The sequence below is a fragment of the Bacillus sp. RSS_NA_20 genome (genome assembly GCF_020165915.1).
GTDB lineage: Bacteria > Bacillota > Bacilli > Bacillales > Bacillaceae > Bacillus > Bacillus altitudinis.
Map to the genome: position 1 here is coordinate 569,794 of NZ_JAIUKW010000003.1, position 23,738 is coordinate 593,531.

The 23,738-nt window shown below is 42.1% G+C and carries 29 protein-coding genes, 2 tRNA genes, 1 rRNA gene and 1 pseudogene; 14 read left to right on the top strand and 19 right to left on the bottom strand.

The window, feature by feature from the left end; translation table 11 throughout:
• Positions 1 to 40: 40 nt before the first annotated feature.
• The 3 genes from LCD32_RS03075 to LCD32_RS03085 all read right to left on the bottom strand — a co-directional run bounded on the left by LCD32_RS03075 (position 41) and on the right by LCD32_RS03085 (position 1,934).
• Positions 41 to 1,589: ribosomal RNA gene (locus tag LCD32_RS03075) — 16S ribosomal RNA — on the bottom strand.
• 179 nt (positions 1,590 to 1,768) lie between these two features.
• Positions 1,769 to 1,842 (bottom strand) — tRNA-Gly (locus LCD32_RS03080).
• A 15-nt stretch (positions 1,843 to 1,857) separates the two neighbouring features.
• A tRNA-Arg gene (locus LCD32_RS03085) sits at positions 1,858 to 1,934 on the bottom strand.
• Positions 1,935 to 2,303: 369 nt separating this feature from the next.
• Between LCD32_RS03085 and gltP the strand changes: the two genes are divergently transcribed.
• Positions 2,304 to 3,554 (top strand): glutamate-aspartate/proton symporter GltP, encoded by a 1,251-nt coding sequence (gene gltP / locus LCD32_RS03090; RefSeq protein WP_024719154.1) that lies wholly within the window; start codon positions 2,304 to 2,306, stop codon positions 3,552 to 3,554.
• A 39-nt stretch (positions 3,555 to 3,593) separates the two neighbouring features.
• Here the strand turns inward: gltP and LCD32_RS03095 are convergent, their stop codons facing one another.
• Both LCD32_RS03095 and LCD32_RS03100 read right to left on the bottom strand, forming a co-directional pair.
• On the bottom strand, positions 3,594 to 4,613 hold the full coding sequence (locus tag LCD32_RS03095; protein WP_046342787.1) for a S66 peptidase family protein: 1,020 nt from the start codon (positions 4,611 to 4,613) through the stop codon (positions 3,594 to 3,596).
• An 80-nt stretch (positions 4,614 to 4,693) separates the two neighbouring features.
• The gene (locus LCD32_RS03100; protein ID WP_017358425.1) at positions 4,694 to 5,569 is read right to left on the bottom strand and encodes a DMT family transporter; all 876 of its coding nucleotides are present in this window, start codon (positions 5,567 to 5,569) and stop codon (positions 4,694 to 4,696) included.
• A gap of 295 nt (positions 5,570 to 5,864) precedes the next feature.
• Here LCD32_RS03100 and LCD32_RS03105 point away from each other — a divergent pair, with 295 nt between their 5' ends.
• Positions 5,865 to 6,590 (top strand): AzlC family ABC transporter permease, encoded by a 726-nt coding sequence (locus tag LCD32_RS03105; RefSeq protein ID WP_007496390.1) that lies wholly within the window; start codon positions 5,865 to 5,867, stop codon positions 6,588 to 6,590.
• Positions 6,587 to 6,907 (top strand): AzlD domain-containing protein, encoded by a 321-nt coding sequence (locus tag LCD32_RS03110; protein ID WP_008346681.1) that lies wholly within the window; start codon positions 6,587 to 6,589, stop codon positions 6,905 to 6,907. The genes LCD32_RS03105 and LCD32_RS03110 overlap by 4 nt, the downstream gene beginning before the upstream one ends.
• A 35-nt stretch (positions 6,908 to 6,942) precedes the next feature.
• Here the strand turns inward: LCD32_RS03110 and LCD32_RS03115 are convergent, their stop codons facing one another.
• Positions 6,943 to 7,605, bottom strand: a complete 663-nt coding sequence (locus LCD32_RS03115; protein ID WP_025206822.1) for an O-methyltransferase — start codon at positions 7,603 to 7,605, stop codon at positions 6,943 to 6,945.
• A gap of 149 nt (positions 7,606 to 7,754) precedes the next feature.
• A complete protein-coding gene (locus LCD32_RS03120; protein WP_041092893.1) occupies positions 7,755 to 7,940 on the bottom strand; it encodes a CsbD family protein in 186 nt (61 codons plus the stop codon).
• Positions 7,941 to 8,066: 126 nt separating this feature from the next.
• On the opposite strand from LCD32_RS03120, the pseudogene LCD32_RS03125 reads away from it, so the two are divergent.
• Positions 8,067 to 8,617, top strand: a pseudogene (locus tag LCD32_RS03125) (N-acetyltransferase family protein).
• A gap of 4 nt (positions 8,618 to 8,621) precedes the next feature.
• Here the strand turns inward: LCD32_RS03125 and LCD32_RS03130 are convergent.
• Entirely contained in the window at positions 8,622 to 9,209 is a 588-nt protein-coding gene (locus LCD32_RS03130) for a LysE family transporter (protein ID WP_007496397.1), read from the bottom strand.
• Positions 9,210 to 9,323: 114 nt separating this feature from the next.
• On the opposite strand from LCD32_RS03130, the gene LCD32_RS03135 reads away from it, so the two are divergent.
• Complete coding sequence (locus tag LCD32_RS03135; RefSeq protein ID WP_008346691.1) at positions 9,324 to 9,878, top strand: helix-turn-helix domain-containing protein; 555 nt, start codon at positions 9,324 to 9,326, stop codon at positions 9,876 to 9,878.
• Positions 9,879 to 9,921: 43 nt separating this feature from the next.
• Here the strand turns inward: LCD32_RS03135 and LCD32_RS03140 are convergent, their stop codons facing one another.
• The 6 genes from LCD32_RS03140 to LCD32_RS03165 form a co-directional block, all read right to left on the bottom strand.
• On the bottom strand, positions 9,922 to 10,215 hold the full coding sequence (locus LCD32_RS03140; protein ID WP_008346693.1) for a hypothetical protein: 294 nt from the start codon (positions 10,213 to 10,215) through the stop codon (positions 9,922 to 9,924).
• Positions 10,216 to 10,565: 350 nt separating this feature from the next.
• Positions 10,566 to 11,618 (bottom strand): LLM class flavin-dependent oxidoreductase, encoded by a 1,053-nt coding sequence (locus tag LCD32_RS03145; RefSeq protein WP_017358431.1) that lies wholly within the window; start codon positions 11,616 to 11,618, stop codon positions 10,566 to 10,568.
• A gap of 17 nt (positions 11,619 to 11,635) precedes the next feature.
• Entirely contained in the window at positions 11,636 to 12,259 is a 624-nt protein-coding gene (locus LCD32_RS03150) for a nitroreductase family protein (protein ID WP_039170198.1), read from the bottom strand.
• The gene (locus LCD32_RS03155; RefSeq protein WP_007496406.1) at positions 12,243 to 12,716 is read right to left on the bottom strand and encodes a MarR family winged helix-turn-helix transcriptional regulator; all 474 of its coding nucleotides are present in this window, start codon (positions 12,714 to 12,716) and stop codon (positions 12,243 to 12,245) included. The genes LCD32_RS03150 and LCD32_RS03155 overlap by 17 nt, the downstream gene beginning before the upstream one ends.
• A gap of 108 nt (positions 12,717 to 12,824) precedes the next feature.
• Positions 12,825 to 13,328, bottom strand: coding sequence for a dihydrofolate reductase family protein (locus LCD32_RS03160; RefSeq protein WP_046526822.1), 504 nt, complete (start codon positions 13,326 to 13,328; stop codon positions 12,825 to 12,827).
• A 115-nt stretch (positions 13,329 to 13,443) separates the two neighbouring features.
• On the bottom strand, positions 13,444 to 13,995 hold the full coding sequence (locus LCD32_RS03165) for a TetR/AcrR family transcriptional regulator (RefSeq protein ID WP_224562748.1): 552 nt from the start codon (positions 13,993 to 13,995) through the stop codon (positions 13,444 to 13,446).
• Between the two features lie 145 nt (positions 13,996 to 14,140).
• Here LCD32_RS03165 and LCD32_RS03170 point away from each other — a divergent pair, with 145 nt between their 5' ends.
• From LCD32_RS03170 to LCD32_RS03180, 3 genes are all read left to right on the top strand, one after another.
• Positions 14,141 to 14,764 carry a GNAT family N-acetyltransferase gene (locus LCD32_RS03170; protein ID WP_224562750.1) on the top strand — a complete coding sequence of 208 codons (624 nt, stop codon included), beginning with the start codon at positions 14,141 to 14,143 and terminating at the stop codon, positions 14,762 to 14,764.
• 68 nt (positions 14,765 to 14,832) lie between these two features.
• The gene (locus LCD32_RS03175) at positions 14,833 to 15,228 is read left to right on the top strand and encodes a VOC family protein (protein WP_017358436.1); all 396 of its coding nucleotides are present in this window, start codon (positions 14,833 to 14,835) and stop codon (positions 15,226 to 15,228) included.
• A complete protein-coding gene (locus tag LCD32_RS03180; protein WP_008346711.1) occupies positions 15,225 to 15,749 on the top strand; it encodes a GNAT family N-acetyltransferase in 525 nt (174 codons plus the stop codon). Before LCD32_RS03175 ends, LCD32_RS03180 begins: the two co-directional genes overlap by 4 nt.
• Positions 15,750 to 15,761: 12 nt before the next feature.
• Here LCD32_RS03180 and LCD32_RS03185 read toward each other — a convergent pair whose 3' ends face one another.
• Positions 15,762 to 16,031, bottom strand: coding sequence for a YesK-like family protein (locus LCD32_RS03185; RefSeq protein WP_017358437.1), 270 nt, complete (start codon positions 16,029 to 16,031; stop codon positions 15,762 to 15,764).
• Between the two features lie 51 nt (positions 16,032 to 16,082).
• Between LCD32_RS03185 and LCD32_RS03190 the strand changes: the two genes are divergently transcribed.
• A complete protein-coding gene (locus LCD32_RS03190) occupies positions 16,083 to 16,556 on the top strand; it encodes a GNAT family N-acetyltransferase (protein WP_017366687.1) in 474 nt (157 codons plus the stop codon).
• Here LCD32_RS03190 and LCD32_RS03195 read toward each other — a convergent pair.
• Positions 16,548 to 17,336 (bottom strand): GNAT family N-acetyltransferase, encoded by a 789-nt coding sequence (locus tag LCD32_RS03195; protein ID WP_318010833.1) that lies wholly within the window; start codon positions 17,334 to 17,336, stop codon positions 16,548 to 16,550. The genes LCD32_RS03190 and LCD32_RS03195 overlap by 9 nt on opposite strands.
• A gap of 161 nt (positions 17,337 to 17,497) precedes the next feature.
• On the opposite strand from LCD32_RS03195, the gene LCD32_RS03200 reads away from it, so the two are divergent.
• Positions 17,498 to 17,938 carry a LytTR family DNA-binding domain-containing protein gene (locus LCD32_RS03200; RefSeq protein WP_035704274.1) on the top strand — a complete coding sequence of 147 codons (441 nt, stop codon included), beginning with the start codon at positions 17,498 to 17,500 and terminating at the stop codon, positions 17,936 to 17,938.
• Positions 17,935 to 18,351 carry a hypothetical protein gene (locus tag LCD32_RS03205; RefSeq protein ID WP_035704272.1) on the top strand — a complete coding sequence of 139 codons (417 nt, stop codon included), beginning with the start codon at positions 17,935 to 17,937 and terminating at the stop codon, positions 18,349 to 18,351. The genes LCD32_RS03200 and LCD32_RS03205 overlap by 4 nt, the downstream gene beginning before the upstream one ends.
• Positions 18,352 to 18,586: 235 nt before the next feature.
• Here LCD32_RS03205 and LCD32_RS03210 read toward each other — a convergent pair whose 3' ends face one another.
• On the bottom strand, positions 18,587 to 19,789 hold the full coding sequence (locus tag LCD32_RS03210) for an MFS transporter (RefSeq protein ID WP_224562754.1): 1,203 nt from the start codon (positions 19,787 to 19,789) through the stop codon (positions 18,587 to 18,589).
• Between the two features lie 31 nt (positions 19,790 to 19,820).
• Positions 19,821 to 20,426 (bottom strand): TetR/AcrR family transcriptional regulator, encoded by a 606-nt coding sequence (locus LCD32_RS03215; RefSeq protein WP_047947333.1) that lies wholly within the window; start codon positions 20,424 to 20,426, stop codon positions 19,821 to 19,823.
• A 137-nt stretch (positions 20,427 to 20,563) separates the two neighbouring features.
• On the opposite strand from LCD32_RS03215, the gene LCD32_RS03220 reads away from it, so the two are divergent.
• The 3 genes from LCD32_RS03220 to LCD32_RS03230 all read left to right on the top strand — a co-directional run bounded on the left by LCD32_RS03220 (position 20,564) and on the right by LCD32_RS03230 (position 22,255).
• Entirely contained in the window at positions 20,564 to 20,749 is a 186-nt protein-coding gene (locus LCD32_RS03220) for a hypothetical protein (RefSeq protein WP_024719177.1), read from the top strand.
• A 103-nt stretch (positions 20,750 to 20,852) separates the two neighbouring features.
• The gene (locus LCD32_RS03225) at positions 20,853 to 21,305 is read left to right on the top strand and encodes a MarR family winged helix-turn-helix transcriptional regulator (protein ID WP_007496431.1); all 453 of its coding nucleotides are present in this window, start codon (positions 20,853 to 20,855) and stop codon (positions 21,303 to 21,305) included.
• Between the two features lie 56 nt (positions 21,306 to 21,361).
• Complete coding sequence (locus LCD32_RS03230) at positions 21,362 to 22,255, top strand: alpha/beta fold hydrolase (protein ID WP_224562757.1); 894 nt, start codon at positions 21,362 to 21,364, stop codon at positions 22,253 to 22,255.
• Between the two features lie 35 nt (positions 22,256 to 22,290).
• Here LCD32_RS03230 and LCD32_RS03235 read toward each other — a convergent pair whose 3' ends face one another.
• Entirely contained in the window at positions 22,291 to 23,439 is a 1,149-nt protein-coding gene (locus LCD32_RS03235; RefSeq protein WP_007496435.1) for a type II asparaginase, read from the bottom strand.
• Positions 23,440 to 23,738: the final 299 nt, after the last annotated feature.

The window sequence follows — 23,738 nt, forward strand, 5'->3', positions numbered from 1 at the left end:
AAACAAGACGAAAAACGTACGCTGCTCCATATATCCTTAGAAAGGAGGTGATCCAGCCGCACCTTCCGATACGGCTACCTTGTTACGACTTCACCCCAATCATCTGCCCCACCTTCGGCGGCTGGCTCCATAAAGGTTACCTCACCGACTTCGGGTGTTGCAAACTCTCGTGGTGTGACGGGCGGTGTGTACAAGGCCCGGGAACGTATTCACCGCGGCATGCTGATCCGCGATTACTAGCGATTCCAGCTTCACGCAGTCGAGTTGCAGACTGCGATCCGAACTGAGAACAGATTTGTGGGATTGGCTAAACCTTGCGGTCTCGCAGCCCTTTGTTCTGTCCATTGTAGCACGTGTGTAGCCCAGGTCATAAGGGGCATGATGATTTGACGTCATCCCCACCTTCCTCCGGTTTGTCACCGGCAGTCACCTTAGAGTGCCCAACTGAATGCTGGCAACTAAGATCAAGGGTTGCGCTCGTTGCGGGACTTAACCCAACATCTCACGACACGAGCTGACGACAACCATGCACCACCTGTCACTCTGTCCCCGAAGGGAAAGCCCTATCTCTAGGGTTGTCAGAGGATGTCAAGACCTGGTAAGGTTCTTCGCGTTGCTTCGAATTAAACCACATGCTCCACCGCTTGTGCGGGCCCCCGTCAATTCCTTTGAGTTTCAGTCTTGCGACCGTACTCCCCAGGCGGAGTGCTTAATGCGTTAGCTGCAGCACTAAGGGGCGGAAACCCCCTAACACTTAGCACTCATCGTTTACGGCGTGGACTACCAGGGTATCTAATCCTGTTCGCTCCCCACGCTTTCGCTCCTCAGCGTCAGTTACAGACCAGAGAGTCGCCTTCGCCACTGGTGTTCCTCCACATCTCTACGCATTTCACCGCTACACGTGGAATTCCACTCTCCTCTTCTGCACTCAAGTTTCCCAGTTTCCAATGACCCTCCCCGGTTGAGCCGGGGGCTTTCACATCAGACTTAAGAAACCGCCTGCGAGCCCTTTACGCCCAATAATTCCGGACAACGCTTGCCACCTACGTATTACCGCGGCTGCTGGCACGTAGTTAGCCGTGGCTTTCTGGTTAGGTACCGTCAAGGTGCAAGCAGTTACTCTTGCACTTGTTCTTCCCTAACAACAGAGCTTTACGATCCGAAAACCTTCATCACTCACGCGGCGTTGCTCCGTCAGACTTTCGTCCATTGCGGAAGATTCCCTACTGCTGCCTCCCGTAGGAGTCTGGGCCGTGTCTCAGTCCCAGTGTGGCCGATCACCCTCTCAGGTCGGCTACGCATCGTCGCCTTGGTGAGCCGTTACCTCACCAACTAGCTAATGCGCCGCGGGTCCATCTGTAAGTGACAGCCGAAACCGTCTTTCATCCTTGAACCATGCGGTTCAAGGAACTATCCGGTATTAGCTCCGGTTTCCCGGAGTTATCCCAGTCTTACAGGCAGGTTACCCACGTGTTACTCACCCGTCCGCCGCTAACATCCGGGAGCAAGCTCCCTTCTGTCCGCTCGACTTGCATGTATTAGGCACGCCGCCAGCGTTCGTCCTGAGCCAGGATCAAACTCTCCGAGGTATGCAGGATGCATATCACACATGCGTTGCTACACGATGTAGCGAACTTAGCATGTGATCATCTCCTGCCTCGTCAGCGTTTGACTGACTACCTATGATGTATCATAGGATTTTTTTATAAAAACTCGAATTAACAGGTACGTTTTGTCTTGTTTAGTTTTCAAAGATCATCTTTTAAAATGGAGCGGGTGATGAGAATCGAACTCACGACATCAGCTTGGAAGGCTGAGGTTTTACCACTAAACTACACCCGCGTGGTTAAATGTTATTGGCGCGCCCGAGAGGAGTCGAACCCCTAACCTTTTGATCCGTAGTCAAACGCTCTATCCAATTGAGCTACGGGCGCTTAATCAGGCGACTTAATTATCTTAACATATCGTTTTTATTAAGTCAACATCTTTTTGAAGTTTGTTTATCGTATCTGTCTGAGCATCAGTGTTTCAGATGCGTCATCAGCGACGAATAAAAATATACCATGAATCATACAAAAGGGTCAATACATTTTTCTAAAAAAGTTTAATGTTTTTTAAGAAGTGCTCTTTTGTTAGATAAATAGAGTTTCAATCGCCCTATTTTCATTTCTTTCTTCATAATTCTAATGATTCTTAAATAAAATCTTTCTAAATCCAAAGGAGGACAAAACATGACCACCTAGAATTTTTATTTATTGGAAAATTCTTAATATTTTCCATGCATTTAAAGGAGGTAGGAGATGATGAAAAAGTTTGTCGCTTTTCAAATCATGATCGCTTTGGTGATAGGAGCTCTTATCGGCCACTTCTTCCCTGATTTCGGAATGGCACTGCGGCCCATTGGGGATGGCTTTATCCGATTGATTAAAATGATTGTAGTCCCTATTGTTTTCTCTACGATTGTCATCGGCGCAGCTGGCAGCGGTGGAATGAAGAAAATGGGCAGTCTCGGATTAAAGACAATCATTTGGTTTGAAGTCATTACGACCATCGTTCTTGGAATCGGACTTTTATTGGCCAACGTGTTAAAGCCAGGCGTTGGACTTGATTTCTCTCAATTAGCTAAGAAAGATATTGGGGAACTCGATGGTTATACTCAAAAGGTCGTCGATTTTAAACAGATGGTTTTAGACATCATTCCAACCAATATCATCGATGTCATGGCTCAAAATGATTTACTAGCAGTGATTTTCTTCGCTATTTTATTCGGTGTAGCCGCAAGCGGCATTGGGAAAGCTTCCGCTCCTGTCCTTACCTTCTTTGAATCAGTAGCACAAATTATGTTTAAGCTCACACAAATGGTCATGGTGACAGCTCCTATTGGAGTTTTAGCATTAATGGCAGCTTCTGTCGGACAATACGGCATTGTTTTACTCATTCCTATGATGAAACTTGTTGGCACTGTTTTCTTAGGATTGTTTATTATTCTATTTGTTTTGTTCCCTCTTGTCGCACTGATCTTCCGTTTTAACTACTTCGAAGTGTTGAAAATGATTTGGGATTTGTTTTTAGTGGCCTTTTCTACTACAAGTACAGAAACTGTTCTTCCACAGCTCATGTCACGGATGGAGAAATACGGCTGTCCAAAAAGAATCGTTTCCTTCGTCATCCCGTCAGGTCTTTCTCTTAATTGCGATGGTTCAAGTTTATATTTATCGGTTTCCTGTGTGTTTCTTGCACAAGCGTTTGGTGTCGATATGAGTTTATCACAGCAGCTCCTCATGATGCTTGTCCTTGTTTTAACAAGTAAAGGCATTGCAGCTGTCCCGTCTGGGTCACTTGTCGTTCTTTTGGCAACAGCTCATGCAGTAGGTCTGCCAGCAGAAGGTGTCGCTATTATCGCCGGTGTTGATCGGATTATGGATATGGCTCGAACAGGCGTGAATGTTCCTGGACATGCGGTTGCCTGTATTGTCGTTTCTAAATGGGAAAAAGTATTCCGAGAGTCTGCATGGGAAGTTCCAAAAGCAGGTGAAGAAACAAAAGGAATGTAATGTTTTTTTATGAAGGAAAGGGGTCGCCCTTTCCTTTTTTTATGGCAAAAATGTCTGCTTCAGCACGGCTTTACCTTCTTGTTGCAACTGCACCTCCGCGTATGCTCCGTTAATGAGGGTCATTTGAGGCGGTACGTGTCCACAATCAATATCGTAAACAATCGGTATGTGTAATTCCTTATGCAATTCTTCATATAGATCCGTATATTCATATCCTTCCACAGGAGTGTCCACTGCACTCCTGCCAAACATGATTCCAGAGCAATGATCAAACCAGCCTGCTAGTTTTAATTGAACAAGAGACCTCTTCATGCTCGCAGCATTTAATTCACAGTTTTCAAAATACCATAGAATGGGTTCACCTTTCAGGTATGTTTCTTGAAAAGCTTTGACATCTCCAAAAGGCGTGCCAGCTAAGTGCCGGATCACATCAATACAGCCACCCATCAGTCTTCCCTTCATCGTCGTCTCTAAGTGATCAACAGTACGCCATGCGGTTGGCTCGGTTAAATGAAAGACATGAATGCTTGGATGGTCATACTGCCATTCCTTTTGATACATATCAGAAGAAAATTGAGTAACGTCCTTTTTCTCTGGAGTGGAAAGTATTTGTTCCCACATAGCCGTCACCTGATCAAGCTCTTCCCCCTGAAGATCCACAAGGTTCGGTCCATGCGCTGTCGCAATGCCTGTGTTTAATGTCAAAGCTAATAGAAGGAGACTTGTATCTGAGTAACCAAGAATCCACTTTTTTTGCATCACTGAGAAATCAAGATGCTCTAACACTTCAATAAGCAGCTGTCCGCCCCATGGCGGGATGATGTGGTCAATCTCATGACAAGTCATCATCCGCTGTAACTCATTTGCTCGCTTGATTGCAGGGGCTGATTTCGCTTTTTCCTGCTGCCATACTGTCTCTCCACATATGACTTCATAGCCTCTTTTTTTCATCCGATCGCAAGACAGTTGAAACATATCATGCAAAGAGGGCTGCACACCTGAGGAAGGTGCTGTCACCCCAATCGTTTGTCCTTTTTGCAAAAATGGATACTGGATCATCCCTGCTCACCTCCACCTTCTATGAAACTCTCATCTATTCATTGTAAAGAAAATTCCCCTTCTTCAAGGGGAATCTCATCTTACTCTCTCTGACGCAGGACAGTATATACACCTGCGAAAATACACAAAATCCCAACAAACGAACGTAAGCCCATCTCTTCACCTAGAAGCAGCCATCCAAGGACCGTGCCAACGATTGGTTGAAAGAAGAAAAATAGACCACCGCTTGAAGCGTCCATCAGTTGAAGCCCTCTATTCCACAAAAAGAAAGCAAGGGCCGTTGAGATGATACCTAGATACAGAATGCCGCCCCATATTTCCGGTCTTGCCATTTGATGCACATCAAGATGAGGCAAACGAAACAAGACAGGTGGTGTTAATACGATAAAGGCCACAATGATCGCATATGTTGTCGTCACTACTTGAGGATACTTTCCTGGAACTCGTTTCAAAAGAACAGACATCAGCGCCCATGTTAATGCAGCAATAACCAGTGAAAGACCGCCAACAAACTCATCCGTTTGAACAGCGACAGGCCCAATCATCGTCAGCACACCTACTGTAGCAAGCAGAATGGAGACACACTTTCTCATTGTGAAAGATTCTTTTAATAGAAAGAAAGCGAAAAGCACCATAAAAGCAGGTGTGGCCGATGTGATGACGGCACCCATTTGTGCAGACGTATACATTGTGCCAATTTCTTGGGTCACGATCGAAAGAAAGTTGCCAATCAATCCAATCGACACAATCAGCGGGATATCCTTTTTGTCTAACCGAAAAGAGTAGCCCAAACGCCAAATCGTGAACACAAGAACGACTCCAGCTACTGCATATCTCATCCAGACGAGCTCAAGTGGCGGGACAACCGCAACTGTTACTTTGACCACTACATACATACCGCCCCAAATACTAGCAGCTAACGCTAAGTAGAGGGCTCCTATATATTTTCCATTCATTTTTTCCCCTCCGTTACTGGATATATTCACTGCGATATCCACAAACGGAGATCACTCTCCGTTATGGACGGAGGTGATTTGGTACATCATGTTCAAATAAAGGCTTCCATTGCATATCAGTCACCCCAATTGTGTTTATTTTCTGATTACTTTATAACAAAATCTGGTTCACTTCAATCCTTTTTATCGCCATGTTTCTTCATATAATAGAAGTTCAATAGGATTGACATGATGAATTCGTTTTCTTATAGTAAGTAAAACAATTGATGTTTACATAGAAAAGGAGTAGAGGTATTTGGATGTTGAAGCTAGGAAACACATTCCCACTGCCGGAAACGAACCGTTTCTTGAGGGAATAAAAGATTGTGTGCCAACCTTGCTTGGTTATATGAGCATTGGGTTTGCCTTTGGAATTGTTGGCATTAGTTCGCAGTTAAGTATATGGGAAATCGCGCTGTTATCTATCTTTATATATGCTGGCGCTTCACAGTTTATCATCTGTGCATTACTTGTGACAGGAAGCCCCCTTTCCGCTATTATTTTCACCACGTTCATTGTCAATTTACGGCATTTGTTACTCAGTCTTACGCTTGCCCCTCATTTTACACGCTACTCTGTAAAGCAGAACATCGGGTTTGGTCTTCTGCTTACTGATGAATCCTTTGGCGTAGCGATGAATAAATTAGCACAGCAAGGAAAATTGAATAACAGATGGATGCATGGACTGAATATTACAGCTTATTTATGCTGGATTGCTGCGTGTACACTTGGCGGAATATTCGGACACTGGATTTCAAATCCAGAGGCGCTTGGTCTTGATTTTGCCTTATCCGCGATGTTTGCTGCGCTGCTCATTCTTTCTTTACAGACGGTGCCCAAAAATAAGCTAACCCATCGCTTGTCACTTGTTTTATATATGTTTGTTGCGATGTTTGTGCTGCTTCATTTTGTTCCTTCACACGTGGCTGTTTTGTTGGCAACTGTGCTTGTTGCCACTATTGGGGTGGTGACAGATAAATGATTAGTAGTTTTATGTTATGGCTCATTCTTGGCTGTATGATTGTGACCATCATCCCAAGAGTCGTTCCATTTTTATTTGTGAGGAGTATCCAGATGCCAGAAGTGGTGCTCAAATGGTTATCGTTTATCCCCATTTGTATATTTACGGCTTTGATTGCAGAGCATCTTTTCATACATACTACAGCAGGCGTCACCATTCACTGGATGTACCTTGCTGTCTTGGTTCCAACTGTGTTAATCGCTGTTTGGACAAAAAGCTTGTCCCTCACCGTCCTAGTAGGCGTCATGCTGATGGGCACAGCTAGATGGTTTTTCTAATAGAAAAAGCTTAACCGGATGCGGTTAAGCTTTTTTCATTTTACGATACCGTATATAAAGCCGTCATAGCCTTTTTCGCCAACAGTTTGAATAGCGGTTGCCTCAATTCTCGACTCTTGTTTGAGTAAATCGAAGAATTCACGCGTTCCCTTCACTCGCTCATCTTGATCAGAGGCATGAAGAACTGCTCCATTTCTGACCACATTGTCTGCAATAATGACTGTTCCCTTTTTTGAGAAATGTAACGCCCACTTCAAATATTGCGGGTTGTTTGGTTTGTCTGCATCAATGAAAATCAAATCGAACGGGAGCGTATCCTGCTCTTTTAACTGAGATAAAGTATCTAACGCTTTTCCTTGTAAAATGGTGACACGTTCTGCTAGGCCTGCTCTGTCTATGTTTTGCTGTGCTGTTTCTGCATGATGACTGACAGCCTCTAATGTCAAAAGTTCTCCATCTTCTTCAAGTGCACGGGCAAGCCAAATGGTACTATAACCGCCAAGTGTACCGATTTCTAAAATGCGCTTTGCACCCTTGGTTTTTGCTAACAAATAAAGCAGTTTCCCTTGGGCCGGCGACACATCTATTTCTGGTAACCCGGCTTGCTTATTCTTGATAAGAGTTTGCTCCAATACGTCATCTTTAGCCATCAATTTGTCTTTGATATACTCGTCAACTTTCCCCCATACTTGCTCCAAGTCATCCATCTCCCTTGTTCATGTCTTCTATTTAAAGTCTACATGACGGAAGCGAGAATTTATAATCAATTCTTTTCACACACCTATTGATTTTATTGATGAAAGGAATGTGATGATGGATACATGGGGCGAGTGCAAGTATACGCAAACTACTGATTCAGCTTATTTTTCACCTCACCTTTTTTATCTTGAAGCTTTCCTTTTACTTGATCTTTCTTTCCTTCTGCTTTCAGGTTTTCATGATCTGTCGCTTCGCCAAGTTTTTCTTTCACTTGACCTTTGACTTGATTTGTTTTTCCTTTCGCTTTATCCATATGTCCATTTTGTTCACTCATTTGTTCCACCTCCACGTTTGATACTGTTTATTTATCCTTTTTGCACATGACAAAACATCTGAGTGTGCTGTGTGCGCGTTTCAGGTATGATAGACATAATGGAATGAAAGGTTGGTGGTTTGTTCAATGATCATTTCTGAAAGTATGTTCACTGTACGTGGTGTGACCTATCGTATTCGCTCTGCTGCATCAGCAGATGCCAAACAGTTATCAGCTCTCAGACTGAAAATCGATGGTGAAACCGAATATTTAGATCGTGAACCGGGTGAAGCTTTTATTGATGAGAAAGGGTTCTAGGCGTTGATTCAAGAGGATTCCAAGGAATGCCGTCATCTCTTTTTAGTTGCAGATATTGAAGGAGACATTGTCGGTTTTTCAAGATGCGAAGGGCATTCTCTTAAGCGCTCTGCTCACAAAGTAACGTTTGGCGTCGCCGTACAGAAGGCCGCTTGGGGCTATCACATCGGGAAAGAACTTTTAGCTGCATCGATCGACTGGGCAGATCAGCAAGGCATTCAAAAGATGTCACTTCAAGTAATGGAAACCAATCAAAAAGCCATTCGTTTATATGAACACTATGGCTTTGAGATTGAAGGCTTGTTAAAAAAGATAAACGGCTGGCGGACGGCATGTATTATGATACGGTTGTGATGGGCAGGCAGCGGCCAGTCTCCTGACCGCTTACATGACATAACTCCAGATCATCGAAATCGCACTATACATAAGCAGCAGCCCCATGACGAACTGGAACGGCCGCTGATAAAGAGTCAAAAAACGCTTGAATACAGAGCCAAATAAACTCCAGCTAAATGTGCCTAAAAAACCAATGATGGCGAGAATCAACGTCAACAACATGTATTGCATATTGGACTGTCCATACGGCAGAACAAAAGTGGAAATGACGGTTAACCCATACAAGATGGCTTTCGGATTAATAAATTGCAGCAGCATCCCCGGGATAAAATGATTATAGCGGTCTAGTGTTTCGTCATCTCCGCCTTTACTTCTCATGATTTTGACAGCTAAATAGATCATGTAACCGGCTCCGATGAAAGCCATGACCCAGCCGATTTTCGGCATGACTTGATAAAGAATCATATTGAAAAAACCGCTCAAACATAAAATGACCAAAAATCCGATCCCAACCCCTAAACAAAATCGAAATGTTTGCTTGACCCCATATTTATTCGTAAAGACCATCGCCATGATATTATTCGGCCCAGGGGTGAAGCTGGTAACAAAAGCATAAATCAACATGGAAACAATCAAATCGTTACCTCCTTTTCATACGTTATTTAGACTTAAAAGTCTTTATTGCGTATATATTACGTTTTATTGTACTATTCAGTCGTTATAAAGTAAATGAAGAAAGGAGTTTTTTTGATGGAGGATGTACAATCGATTATTGCTAGAAATGTCAAACTGCTAAGAGAGCAAAAGAAATTAAGCCTAGAAAAGATGGCTGAGGTAACAAGTGTGAGTAAAACGATGATTGGGCAAATCGAAAGAGGAGAATCCACACCGACCATCACCACTCTGTGGAAAATCGCCAATGGGTTGAAGGTGTCTTTTAGTGAACTCATATACGCACCGCAGCCTGAGATTAAGTTTGTGCGAAAAGAAGACGGACAAGTTTTAACAGAGGACGAGGGAAGGTATCGGGTATATACGACGTTCCCATTTGATGACCTGAGAAAATTTGAAGTCTATCAGGTAGAAATTGATCCTCATGGGTCGTTAAGTGCGGAAGAACATATCGGCGGTACAGAGGAATTGATTACCGTGTTTGAGGGAGCACTTGATTTATCAATCGGTGATGAGCAATACACATTACAAGCTGGCGACTCGATTCGGTTTAAAGCTGACCGTGCCCATGAGTATAAACAATCAGGAGAACAGATGGTACGGATGCAAATGATTCTTTATTATCCCCATTAAAAAAAGCTGACAGGCTTGTCCACCTGTCAGCTTTACATTTTATTTAATTAAATCCTGGATCGCGTACAACCGTTCCAGTAAAGGTAACTCTATATTTTCCTAAACCTAACTCTTCAATTGACGATTGATAGAGAATACCGACCCATCCATCCTTTGCATATGTAATACTTGATGGGATGTTTGACGTCGTATATGTTCTCGTTTCCGAGACGGTTCGACTTGCTTGTACCGTAACTTCACTGTTTACTTTCCCCTTCGCTTCTACCGGGACAGCGGTGACACCCGCACCCGTTAAAACAATTGCTCCAACCAAAACAGAAGTTATGACCTTTTTCATACAAAAATCCCTCCCTTTTTTTGTTGAACATATTAACCATACCATAATTTAGAACTTTCGTAAGTTATTTTTTCATTTTTTTGAAAATTATGATATTATTGTCTTATGCTGGATAGAGGGTGTTACATACTTCTATGCTTTTGTCCTCATCTCGTTTCTAGTGAAACAATTGATAACGGAGGTGATTTCATGAAAAAATGGCTTATCTGTTTTCAACTTGTTTTCCTCTTCACCTTGACGGCCACACCATTTGCTTCTGCTGCTTCATGCCCTACAGTGAAACCATGTGTTATTGATCCTTAAGCATAAGAAAAAGTCGATCAAGCCTATTCACTTGATCGACTTTTTTGTTATGCTTGTTCGGCTTCCCAGCGGGCAACCTCTTCTCTTACTTTAGGAGCCACTTCTTTTCCAAATAACTCAATAGCTTTCAGCACTTGATCATGCGGCATCGAACCGACCGGTACGTGCAGCATGAAACGCGTAATGCCTACATTTTTTCGCAGATGAATCACTTTCTCTGCTACCGCATCTGGATCTCCTACATACAATGCACCTTCTAATGTTCTTGCTGCATCGAATGTAGAACGGGTATAAGGTCCCCAGCCTCGTTCTCTTGCTAATGTATTCATGACATGCTGTGTAGAAGGGAAGAATTGATCTGCTGCCAATTCTGTTTCCTCAGCAACAAATCCATGTGAATGGGATGCCACCGTTAATTTCTCAGGGTCATGTCCAGCGTGAATCGCAGCTTGCTTGTAGAGCTGCACGAGCGGTGCGAACTGTCTAGGGCTGCCGCCAATAATGGCAAGGACAAGTGGTAATCCTAATAATCCAGCACGTACGACAGATTCTCTGTTTCCTCCACTGCCAATCCAGATGGGAAGCGGATCTTGAACAGGTCTTGGGTATACGCCGACATCCTGAATGGCTGGACGGTGCTTACCGCTCCACGTCACACGCTCTGACTGCTGTAATTTCAACAGTAAATCTAGTTTTTCTTCAAATAATTCTTCATAATCATCTAAGTCATAGCCAAAAAGCGGGAACGATTCAATAAATGATCCACGGCCAGCCATGATCTCTGCACGCCCATTAGAAAGGCCATCTAATGTCGCAAAATCTTGAAACACACGAACAGGATCTGCCGATGAAAGAACAGTTACGGCACTTGTCAGACGAATATTCTTTGTTTGCGTTGCCGCAGCTGCTAATACGACTGCTGGATTTGATGCGGCAAAATCTTCACGATGATGCTCCCCTACACCAAAAACGTCGAGACCCACTTGATCTGCTAAAATAATTTCTTCTACTACTTCACGAATACGCTGTGCGTGGCTGACTGTTTTTCCTGTTTGAAAATCAGGTGTTGTTTCTACAAATGTACTAATTCCTAGTTCCATGAATGGAACCCCCTATCTTATAAATATGTCACAAATTCAGAGACCGGCTTGCGGTAGCCTCTCGCTTGTCTGCTTTCTACTTTTTCTTTTCCGAGTGTAATCATTAATACAGGAACCAAATCTGATTCGATGTTTAACACCTTTTTCATTGCTTCGGGGTCAAAGCCGATCATCGGGCAAGTATCCCATCCCTTGTTTTTGGCGGCAAGCATAAATAGCATGGCAGATAATGAAGCATTGCGAATCGCCTCTTCTTTCTGAAAGTCTGATCCTCTCTGCACATAAAAACTCATCGTCTCTCTGACCATTTCCTCATATTGTTGCGCATTTAAGATGCCGAGCATTTTTAGGCCTTCATAAATGTTTCCTGCTTGCTCATAAGCTTTCGGATCGCCGAGTACAATGATCGCTGCTGAAGCGGAATGCACCTTATATTGTCCAAATGCAGCATCTCTTACTTGCTCTTTAAGCGCTTCTGATTGGACGACGACATATTGCGTATGCTGTAAATTAAAGGCTGAAGGTGCCAGCTTCACTTCTTCAAAGATACTATTAAGCTCTTCTCTCGAAATCGAGATATTTGGCAAAAAATTTGATGCTGATCGTCTTTCACGTACCAATGTATCAAAGCTGTGTGTCATCTTGTTTCCCCTTTTCGTGAAGTTGTTTTGCACCTAAACCGATTTTTTTCAACCATTCAATGAGCTGCTCTTTTTCCTCTGTTTCGATAAAGGACAGATTTTGTGAAATGACATCTGTATGTTTTGGAAAAATATCGTCAAATAGCTGCTTCCCTTTATCTGTCAGTAATACATGGAATACACGTTTATCAGAAGGTGCACATTGTCTTTTGACTAATTCTTGTTTTTCTAATTTGTTGACCACATAGGTGATGCTCCCACTTGGAATGGATAGAATCTCACTAATTTTTTGAACGGGATGTGGTCCCTTACTATACAGTAATTCAAGAATTTGAAAATTTTCAAATCCGATATCATAACGTTCAATGTCTTTTTGGATATTTGCAAAAAGGGCATGGTAGGCTTTCATCCACACTCGGAAAAGCCTTAAGTCTAATTCCTGATCTTGCTGCACCATGGCAACTACTCCTTTTTCAATAAATCCTAAAACTAGGATAAATTTATCCTAACACTAGGATATTTTCTTGTCAACGTGTTTGTTTGATTAAAAAAAGACCCCTTTGATTTAGTGGTCTTCTTTTAACACAAAATGCATTTCAGCAATTTGTTTGTATTGATTCACTTGTTGTAATGAAAATCTAGATTCCTGTTCAGTTGGAGGAAAAAGAGGGATTCCTTTTCCAATCATGACAGGTGCGATTTGGAGATACAGCTCATCGACTAATTTTTCTTTTAATAATGCTTGAAGCAGTTCCCCGCCCCCTAAAATCCAAATATGCTGGCCTTTTTCATTTTTTAAATTTTTGATAAACGAGAGAACATCTTCACGAACGATGTGGGTTCCTGTATGACTGTCTTGTAAAGTGCGAGAAACGATATAACATGTCTTGTCTTCATAAGGAAACACATCAGGTGAAAGTTTGAGAATCTGCTCATATGTGTTCCTTCCCATGATCAGCGTATCGACTGATGCATAAAATTCCTCATATCTCGTATCCTCTTCGCCCTCTGTGCCTATGAGCCAATCTAAACGGTGATCATCCCTTGCTAAATATCCATCAATGCTCATTGCCCCATAAAATAGTAATTTCCTTTTCAATCTCACCACTCCCCGCCTCAAATAAGAACGTATATTCCCATTTTAACAGAATGAATAGAAAAATGATATATGATCCATTCGTTTCTTACGATTCCTGTTCTACCTTCATAAGAAGCTTGTACAAGATGTGCGCAAGCTGCCCCGCTTCGACTGTCATCCCTTCATGAATCCATTCTTCCAGTACACCAACAGCACCAGATACGACAAAAGAGGCCTCAATCTGTTCACGCTCCGTAATCTGACGCTGATCAAGCTGCCACTCTTTCATGATTTTTTCTTTAAAAAACGCTTTAAATTGATTCGTCGTTGGGCTATTCGGTTTGACAAATAACGTCATCATGAATTGTTTTTCTTTTAAATACTCAGTTGTTTTGTTTAAAAAGGACAGCATATCAAGCGGGTCCTGACTAGGAAACGATTCATCGTATAGTCCGCCAAGCTGATCGAATAGTTCCTTCTCAAGCTGTTCATGCAAATCAAACACATCTTGATAGTGCAAATAAAAGGTCCCTCTTCCTAAATCCGCTCTTCTAGATAGCTCTGATACTGTAATTTGTTGAACATCTTTTTCCATTAAAAGCTGAAGAAAGCTTTCTCGTATCGCCTTTTTGGTTTTGATTGTTCGTCTGTCCTTCATGAAACACCCTCCATTTTTGAACAATCTGGCTTTACCTGTCTATTTATGAACACGAGATCATTCATTGCCGATGTTCGGTTTGTTTTCCTCTCATTATAATAGACACATGTTCAATAATCTATATCTGTTCAAGGAGGGCCATCATATGCTTCATTTCAGACTTGCCAGAGAGGATGAACTGCCTCAAGTGGCAGCGTTGTTAGATGATTCGTTTCAGAACTATTCATTTTTTGATTTATTATGCGAAAAGGTTACCAAGCGTTCTGCTTTCGCCCGTCAGCTGCATTTGGTCAACACAAAGGTATATTTTCAGCATCAAATCTGTTTGGTCGGGGTTGAGAACGAGAAAATTGTGTCTGCCGCCTTGTTAAAACATCCGCGTCTTCCTGAACCAGGACTCATGGATTATGTGCTGTCAGGTGGGTTAAAGCTGCTCTTTACTGGCGGCATATCGGCGATTCAGCATGTGTTCCGTATGTTAAAGGAGGCAAAAAAAGCGTGTTCTTCCTTAAAGAAACCTTACTGGTATTTAGAAGCTCTTGTCGTTGCAAAAGACCAACAAGGAAAAAAACTTGGAAGCCGTATGCTAAAGCAATGTCTTTTCCCCTTTATCGCCCGGCAAGGCGGCGGACTGTTCACACTGATTACACACAACGAGGCCAATCGTCATTTCTATCGAAAAAATGGGTGGACGGAGTTTGATGAGAGAGTACTGCACGGAGAAAACATGTCCCTAGAAAGCTGGAGTTATAAAACCGTGATCAAATAAGGTATCTTCTTCAAGGGATGATATAATAGAAACAGTTCAAACAATGATCATACTTGGAGGAGAGACTGATGATACGACGACTTGATCATATCGTGTTGACTGTACAACATATGGAGGAAACCATTCGCTTTTATACAAACGTATTAGGAATGAAGGAAGAAACTTTTGGAGAAGGCCGTAAAGCCCTTCGTTTTGGCTTACAAAAGATCAACCTTCATGAAGCGGGTCATGAATTTGAACCAAAAGCTGCTCATCCCAAGCCTGGATCTGCTGACTTGTGTTTTATCACCGATTTAGATATAGACAGTTTATTGCTTCATCTTCGAAAGCAGGTTGTTCCAATTGAAGAAGGTCCGGTCAGACGTTCTGGTGCATTAGGTCCGATTGAATCCATTTATATCCGTGATCCTGATATGAACTTAATTGAAATCTCCCGATATATAGAGGAGGCTGATCCATCATGACTCGATTATTCTTGAGACCGATTGAAGAAAAAGATTATCCTGGTATTCATAGAGGATGCCAGCATGCAGAAACACTTTATATGACTGGCACACGCAAAACGTTCACACTAGAAGAAATTCGTTCAGCCTATACCCGTTTTCTGCAGGATGACAGTAGACGAGACTTTGCTATTTGTCTGCTAGACACGAAAGAAATGATTGGGGATGCGGCGATTGTGGATATTGATCCGATAAACCATACGGCAAGTTTCCGCATTGCGCTGCATGGTCCAGAGCATTTTCACAAAGGGTATGGCACTGAGGCTGTTCGGATGGTTCAAACATTTGCCTTTGAGACGTTAGAACTCAATCGGCTTGAGCTTGAAGTTTTTTCCCATAACCCACGAGCCTTTCGAAGCTATGAGAAAGCCGGATTTCAATATGAAGGAAAAAGACGTCAAGCGCTCTATTTCAACGGTGCTTATTCGGATGTCATCATGATGGGCATCCTTCGTGAGGAATACGATAGAATCAAATCATAAAGATGTCCCAGCCTACGAAGGGTCATCTTTTTTAAACAGATGAACCCCTGTAACGATGATCAAACAAATGATAGAAGAGAGAACGATAGAGACGCTTGATATGCTGAGCGCCATCCCTTCCCATCTGCCAATGAAGAAACTGCCGATCAATAAGAGTAATCCAAACATAGTGATACATATCGGGACAATTAGCCTGGCATGGCGATGCCTACGTCTTTTTCCCGCCCACCATGAGAGACAGAGCACAATGACAGTAAAAATAACGGTTTGCAACCAGAACATATCGCATCAACTCCTTTTCTTTTTTATCCTATGACAACGGAGGTTTTTCCAATGAATATTAGACCGATTCAAAAGCAGGACAACCCTTTTATCGCGGCCATTATCCGCCAGTCATTAGAATCAGCGAATCTTGCGATTGAAGGTACAGCCTACACAGACCCACACCTTGATCAGCTTTTCGAATACTATCAATCATTGACTCATGCAGCCTATTGGATTGCCGAAGAACATGGTGAAATTGTTGGTGGCGTTGGCATTGCCCCTTTCACAGATGGCATTTGTGAGCTGCAAAAGCTTTATTTAAGTCCAAAAGCACAAGGCAAAGGTGCGGGCAAGAAACTGATGGATATGGCCCTCCAATATGCCGCTACATACTACGATGCTTGTTATTTAGAAACCCGCAGTGAATTAACAGCCGCTACTGGTCTTTATCAACGGTATGACTTTTCTCTTCTTCCTGCACCGATTGAAGGCTCAGAGCATTCTGCCATGGATGCTTGGTATCTCAAAACCTTTTCAGCGTGAGGCATAAAATAAGCGATACGTCTTTGTCCACTGAAAACCTAGCTTCTCTGCCAATTTGGCCGAGGTTGCGTGATGGACATCGCAATCCCAATGCGGTGTCCTCCCTTTTTCAACACAGATGCTGATCATTTGCTGAGCTGCTAACAAAGCCAACCCTCTTCCACGGCAGGCTTCATCTGTCCATATATCGATTTCCACACGTTTTTCACTTAAAAAAATAGAGACACATTCACTGACCACATCTTCACCATTTAAGATGGCAACTCCGACGCCATTAGATAAAAAGTGATCTACTCCTCCCCAATATGCTTCATAATAGCTGGATGGGAATACTTTGCTTGCGGCAATGACTTGTTCATTCGTGCGTTTGATCATTTCGTCTTGATCAGGCACAATCAGATCAGGAGAGGTCAAGTCATAAGAATACGCATGTCTTTGCATTTCATTCAGTTGGGAACCGAAGCATTTTTTCATCATCTCATCTGATGCTGGATTTGCTGAAAACAAAGTGAACCGTCTGTTCTCTCTTTTCTGCTTTTTATAAACATCCACAATGAACGTTGAACATAATGAGAGTGCTGCTTCTGTCTTGCCTGCGACATAATAAATGCCGGTTGTCGTCCCTGCAAAATAGACACACGGGTGATCTCGGTGATCCACATATAAATCTCCTTTTATCACCCCATCGAGTATCGCATCTACGAACACTGGATAGGCAGGATCAATCCGCCGAATTTCCTCTTTTACCGCTCCTGTCCTTTGTTGATCTACAAGATACAACATCATTCCTCCATTCACGAACGAGTATCTTTTCATTATAAAGGAAAGCCGCAGACACGCGGTGAATCTTTGCAACAAAAAGAATTCTTCTGCATCAAAGCAACATTCAATCGCATTCGCTTTCATCTATTGCTATGCTCATTGTGAGAGGAGGTTTATGAATGAAATTTCGTTTTTTCTGGAATCAAGAAAAGGATGTGACGGAAGTAGACGTCATCAGCCATCCACATAATCAAGAACGTTTACAAAAGATGGCATCAATGCTGGAGACTAGTACATCTCTAACGGTCAAAGATCCAAAAAATGATCGGCAGTCTCTTTTACCATTAGAACAAATTGAAGCGATCTCTGCGCTTGGACATATGTCAAAGGTGATCACGACTCAGGGTACGACGTATTTTCTCAGTAAACGGCTGAAGGATCTGAAGTCGTTAGAGCGTGAACATTTCTATCGTATCAACAATGCAGTCATTCTCAATTTAGCGCAAGTCGACAGCTTTGTCGCTGGTACGTACGCTCGCTTAGAGGTCGAAACCATCTCGAAAAACAGCTACACCGTCAGTCGTCATTACGCCAAATATATAAAGGAGCGATTCAAATGATCAAGGAACTAAAACATCAATTTATGCAAACAGCTTTTGTCTCTATCGTATGGCTGACACTCATCCTGTCCATCACTCAATGGTCATCCTCTATCTCTTTTCATTACGTGTGGCACATCATTGCCATCGGTACTCTGGCAGGCATCGTCTTTGGGGTCATGTATCCTTTACTATGGAACTACTTTACCTTTCCAGCACCCACCAACATTCTCATCTCCACTGTCGTCAATTTAGGGTTTCAAGTAGGAGCCGTCGCTTTATATTCGACTACACTGCTCGAATGGATCATGCCTTATTTTATCGGTATAGCCTTTCTCACATTAGTAGGCCATATCATCGCCTTTCTATTTTACAAAAAACAACAAAATCAAAAACTGGCGCAGGCACTGAATCACCTGAAGCCGCAGCCTTAAAAAAAGAGACCTTATTTGAAAGGTCTCTTCAGATTGTTGACAAAGGGCTAAAATGAACTTGATTTTAGCCCTTTGTCTTCTTTTCAGCGTGATAGAAAACCTTTGCAGTCTAGGAAGGACGAGTACTGGCGCGGAGCGAATTTGACATTCGTGAGCACCAGCACGCAGGACTGACAAAGAATGCGAGGGTTTGTCTACACGCTGAAGAGACCTTATTTGAAAGGTCTCTTTTCTATTATTCTGCTGATACCTCTTCTGTCACCTTCCCCTTCCAAATAAGGGTTAAGCCCAATCCAAGAAATAAGACAACACCTGCAAACAGGAATGGGAAATGAATATTTTGATCGAATAAAATGCCGCCAAGTGCCGGGCCAAAAATCGTACCAAGGCTTGTGTAGGTGGAGTTCATCCCTGCGACAAATCCTTGCTGATTGCCAGCGATTTTTGATAAGAAGGTCGTGAGTGCAGGGCGCAATAAATCGAACGCAAGGAAAATCACACACGTCACGATCAGCACAACCATAAAGCCTGACACGACTGTGGAAACAAAAGCGAGAACTGCTCCAACAATCAAGCATAGTTGAATAACTCGTTTCTCCCCAAACGCATTCACCATTTTACCAAACACGAGGACTTGGATGATGACGGCTACAATTGAACTGACGGTAATGATAATCGCAATATCCTTTGGACCAAATCCAAACTTGTGATTTGTAAACAAGCTAAAGACCGTTTCATATGCAGATAGTCCAAACGCCAGCACAAAGACAATGATGAAGGCGATGAGATAGCTTGGATGAATTGATTTTTTCAAGTCTTTAAAGAAGGTCGATTCTTTCACTTGATTCATTTGTTTCTCTCGCTCTTCTTTTGTTAATGGTTCCTTCAGCATAAACATAGACGAAATCACAGCAATAAATGCAATCCCTGCTGCAAAGAAAAACGGCAGGCGAACGCCATATTCTGCAATAAATCCGCCAATTCCCGGGCCAATGATAAATCCGGTACTAATAGCAGCGGATACATACCCCATTGCCTTTGATCTTTCTTGAACGGTTGTGATATCGGCGACATAAGCGGTGACAGCCGGCATGATAAATGCTGCACTAATGCCGCCAAGAACCCTTGCAAAATACAGAACATATACGTGTGTTCCTAAGCCAAAAACGAGTTCTGATAACGCGAATAGAAACAGACCAGACACAATCATGATCTTTCTTCCGTATCGGTCTACCCATCTTCCCGCAACAGGTGATGCGATAAGCTGTGCAACAGCAAACGCTGCCACAAGATATCCCATCGTACTGCCCGTTAAATGCATGACATTCATAAAGAGCGGCATGACAGGTATAATCAGACCGATACCTAAAAACGCAATAAATATATTACTTAATAAAATAACAAGTACCGCTTTTTGCTCACGAATCGGTTTTTGCATGATGTTTGTTTCCCCTTTACTGACTCACTTGTTACTCATGATGGTTGATTCCGTGAATAAACAATGAGATCGCCTCTTTTTGTAATTCCTTTTTCTGCTGCATCGTGTCATTTTTATATAACACGTCTAATCCATAGAATACGGAAAGTAATATTTTCACTTTTGATTCAACATGCTGAATCGACCAGCTGCCATCTTCGTTTCCTTCATGCAGGATGTCTCGCATTACATCATCAAAGTCTACATCAATCTTGTTCAGGCGCTCCATGACTTCATCTGATGTAAATGCACTGGCACAGAATTCTTCACTTGCTCTCATTAAAGGATAGTTAATCCCCATTTGACTAAGCAGCTCTGCAAACCCTGCAAGCTTATCAATGGCCCGGTGCAGCGTTTGTTTCTCTTCATACCACGTCTCCATCATGAATCGATGATCCTCTTCCATAATATGAAGGAACAAAAACTCTTTTCCTTTAAAATGATGATAAAGGTTGCCTTTACTAATCTCAGCCGCCTCTAGAATATCTCGCACGGATGTTTCGGAATATCCTTTTTTCGCAAATAAATCACGTGAAGCGGTGACAATCTTCTGCTTCGTCTTTTCACTTTTTCCAGCCCCGCTTTGTGTACTTGTCATCTATGAACAATCCCTTCTACCTTGCTTTTCTTCACACGGACAAATAAAACCGACCAGTTGGTTTATTTTTTTATTATAAATGGAGATCGCCCATAATACAATGAAAAAGTCATCGACTTCCTAAGGAGTGAATCTCAGTGAAAACAAACAAAACGATCATTTATGCCATCACCAAAAAGGACGTATACTTGTTTTTCTTTTATGATCTATTCATTGCCACCTTAGCCTACTACATGTTCAAAATCAAACCAACTATGTTTTATGAATGCTTAGGGATAACAGGAAGTATTCTTTGTCCGTTGTTGATGAGAAAGTGGAGGTAGAGGTCATTTTCTCATCACATCTATCCCTCTTTTATTTAATTTTTCTTAACATTTAACTTCACTTAAATATTAAGATCGCATATAATATAGGAGAAAAGAGGTGATGTCATTGGATGAGGATATCATTCATTACAGCAAAAAAATCATTGAGTACTCAAATGCACTAGGCTCTATCTATGTAGAAGAGTATCAACGATTCTTAAAAAATGAGTATGCAGATTTAACAAGCAAACAAGAACTGACCCTTGAATTGCTGCGGTCGAAGACGAGAACAATCAATGAACTGGCTGATTATTTCTCCATTTCATCTAGTGCCGCTAGCCAGCTCATATCAAAGCTTGAACAGCTTGGATATGTGAAAAGAGAGATTAACCCACATAACCGTAGAGAAATCATTGTTGATTTTGCTCAAAAGGGCCATGACTATCATAAAGATATTGAAAAAATTCAGCTGCATCTTATTCAAAAATACTATGCCCAGCTTTCAAAAGAAGATCTAAAAACATTATTATCGCTTTACGAAAAAATTTATCAAATTGCGAAAGAAACGCCTTAACCCGGCGTTTCGTGCATGAATATGTAACTTAGATAAACGATGAAAGGGATGATCAAATGGACAGGATTCATTTGCAAGATGGACGTCATATTGGTTTGTCTCAATACGGTGATCTTGAAGGATTCCCAGTATTCTTTTTTCATGGGACACCTGGATCGAGAGTGATGTTTTTAGATGATGATCCAATCTCAAAAGAGCTTGGCATTCGTCTCATTTCTTTAGACAGACCTGGTTTTGGTTTATCTGATCCGCAACCGAACCGCACTATTTTAGACTGGGCACAAGACGTACAGGAAGTGGCCGATCATCTTGACATCTCCCAGTTTTCAGTGATTGGTGTCTCTGGAGGCGGGGCATTCGCTGCTGGTTGTGCCTATCAATTGCCAGATCGCATTCTTTCAGCTGCTCTCGTCTCAAGTACCACCCCATTTCAGGATGGTAAACCGCCTAAAAGTATGCTAAAGGAGAACAAGATTGCCTTTTTCCTCAGTAAAAGAATGCCTTGGCTCTTAAAGGCAAGTTATCGCGCTCAGAAAAAACTAATTGAAAAGAAACCAGAGAAATTCAAGAAACTAACGAAAAAAGGGAACAAACATTTACATCCATCGGATCGGCAATTTCTTCAAACCGATGAGCAACTGGAGCTGATGATGCGGCATTTATACGAAGCTACTCGTCAATCGGTTGATGAATGTATTCATGAACCAGATTTACTCTCACGGTCATGGGCATTCGATATGAAAGATATACAAATCCCTGTGGATGTCTGGCATGGAAAAGAGGATCAGATGGCCCCTTTTGCAGAGATAGAAAGCATTGCTCCCAACATTCCAAACGCCAAAACGCACTATATCGAGCAAGCAGGACATTTTCTGACTGATATAGATGATGTTTGGAGAGACATTTTACTCTCTTTAAAAAAACGGGCTGAAGATCAGGTACACATATAAAAAAAGACCCAATGATACGTCGGGTCTTCTTCTTTTTAATACTGCTCGTAATAGGATTGAATTTTATCTGGATCTTTTGTTTTCGTCAGAGCCAGCATGAGTAGAATGCGTGCTTTTTGTGGATTTAATGAATCCGATGAGACAAAATGATGTTCATCATCCATTTTTTCATGTGTGACAATGCCATTTCCTGCACGGCTTGACCTCACAATCACCACGTCTTTTTTCACAGCATCTGTTGCCCCATTGATCGCTTCTGTTGACATCGTTCCATTTCCTGCGGCGGCAACGACAATGCCCTTCGCTCCTGCTTTAACGGCAGCATCATACACATACTTTTGATCATTTTGATAGCCGTATAAGATATCCACTTGCGGCAGCTCTTTTAGCTTTGAAATATCGAATTCACTGTCAGCTGTATGTTTTCTTGTCGGTTCGTTATAAAAAGAGACAACTTCACCCGCCACTTCTCCAATGTACCCTTGCTCAAGAGACTTGAACGAATCGGTTGTGGTGGTATTTGTCTTCGTAATAAAGCGAGCGGAGGCAATTCGGTCATTTAATGTCACCATTACACCTTTGCCTTTGGCTTCTTTTGTCGAAGCAATTTTCACTGCATGATACAGGTTAAGCGGGCCATCCGCACTAATGGCAGATGCTGGCCTCATGGAACCCACGACCACCACTGGCTTATCACTTTTTACAACCAAATGTAAAAAATAGGCCGTTTCTTCTAACGTATCTGTACCATGTGTCACCACAATGCCATCCACTTGATCATCATTTAAAAGCTGATTGACTCGTTTCGCTAATTTTAAAAGCAGAGCGTTATCCACATTTTCACTGCCGACGTTGGCTACTTGCTCACCCGTGACATTTGCAATATCCTTCAGCTGTGGTACGGAAGCAATGACTTTATCGATTCCAAGTGCACCAGATTTATATCCAGTCGTATCTGTATTACTGTCTGAACTACCGGCAATCGTTCCGCCTGTTGCCAGCACCTTAATATTGGATAAAGATTTATTCCCTGTCTCAACAGCCGTGTTTTTTTCTTTTGTTTCACTGGTAGTGCTTTCTTGATTACTTTGATTATTCTCTTGAGTGCTATCGTTCGCACAAGCTGCGGTCACCAATAGTGAAACAGAAAGAAGGGCAGCACCAAACCATTTTGTTACGTTCATAAGATCATCTCTTTTCTTAAATGTGATGAATAATTATCTGTCTATAGGGTTTACTTTATACCATTCCTTCATTCATCAGCATGAGGTGAAAGTCACAGAACCAAATAAAGGAAAAAGGACACTATTATCAAAATTTATTTATACCATAATACCTAAATTGACTTCAGAAATTGTTCTCAACCCATTTATGATAAAATATAGGAAATATTACAAAAAAGGAGTACATACAGTGCGTTCCGTTCAACCATTTTACAAAATCCTACTCACACTATTCTTCAGTTCCATTTTACTCAGCTTGT